Here is a 1,281-nt window from a genome sequence, read left to right as displayed (position 1 = left end):
AACAAACACGTTTTAATGGCTGCCCTGACTTACAACCTGAAGAAATACCTGAAGTTCACCACCCGAAAAGTCCACCGCAAGGCCCAAATCATGAACGTTCCAAAAGGGAAGTTCTGGTTTTGGAAAAACTTCTTTCCCACGACTCCCATATCCTTCATTTAAGCCCACGCCAAATTCCGGAAACTTTCACCAGCAAAAATAAAAACCTCCTTTAAATCGCTTAAAAAGAGGTGGTTTTGGTTGAGTTTTGAAAACTATTATTGGAAAATTAGGGTTGTGCAACAGCTACCGATGTTAGCAGAATTTTTGTTAATAGTTTATTTTATGATTTAACTCAATAGGATTATTTTCTTGTAAAATAATATTTTGCATTTCTTTATTCTTTATAGAAATATCCACTGTATTGCCTTTCGGATCGGTAAATGTAGCATTTTTCCAACCTTTTGAATTTATATCAAATGGATCATTATAATATGATTTTGCAAGTGTTTCATATTTTTCCCAATCAATTTTTACTGTTTTTTTTCGTGCGTCAAAAATACTCCCGCCTTTTTTGACTTCTATCAAATTAAATGAATATTCATTGTTTGAATCGTGAATAGAAATAATCAATCCAGGTAAACCACTGAAAATATATGGACCATCTGCAAAAGGTAATTCTGTAGTAAACCAAGCAATCCAGTTTCTTCCTCCATAATTTGTTTCTGCTTTTTGAGATTTATATTTTCCAATCATTTTTTGTTCGGAAGTTATTTTCCAATTTAATATTTCCTCAATTGGAAGAAGATAATCTGTTCCCAAATAAGTTATTACTTTTTCAATTCTTTTTTGAGCAAGATTCTTTTTGACATAGAATTTGTTTTCAACACCCATATTATACCTTCCGTTTCCAATATTCAACTTTATTGAATCGTTTTTTTTGTCTAGTGAATCTCTAAAAATTGAAATATTATTTTTTAAATCCAAAATCATATTATCTGAATTAATGTCATCTGGTTTCGCTGAATTCAATTTATATTTTGTTTCATAAATGAAACTGAATTTTTGAGAAAAACAAAATGAAGAAATTCCAAGAAAGATTAATATGTATTTCATTTGTGAAGTTTGTTTGTTTAAAATTTCTGCTAACGGGCCGCGTATTGGCGATAGTGGCGGATTAGAAAGCCGAAACTTTCAATTTCTCCCTTATCCCGCCATTTCGCCAATACGATGTGCTTGTTGCACAACCAAATATACATATTCCTTTCCAATCATAAGAATTTGCAAGAATATCAATAATAC

The 1,281-nt window shown here is 31.2% G+C and carries 1 protein-coding gene; it reads right to left on the bottom strand.

The annotated features are described in order from the left end of the window. Nucleotides 1-309: 309 nt before the first annotated feature. Nucleotides 310-1,095, bottom strand: a complete 786-nt coding sequence (locus ACM44_RS14770; protein WP_048500833.1) for a GLPGLI family protein — start codon at nucleotides 1,093-1,095, stop codon at nucleotides 310-312. Between the last annotated feature and the right edge of the window lie 186 nt (nucleotides 1,096-1,281).

Source organism: Chryseobacterium koreense CCUG 49689 (assembly GCF_001045435.1).
Lineage (GTDB): Bacteria > Bacteroidota > Bacteroidia > Flavobacteriales > Weeksellaceae > Kaistella > Kaistella koreensis.
This window is presented reverse-complemented; position numbering and strand designations above follow the sequence as displayed.

Excerpts from the sequence above, each read along its gene's own strand:
- ACM44_RS14770 (WP_048500833.1), bottom strand. The coding sequence starts at position 1,095 with ATGAAATACATATTAATCTTTCTTGGAATTTCTTCATTTTGTTTTTCT.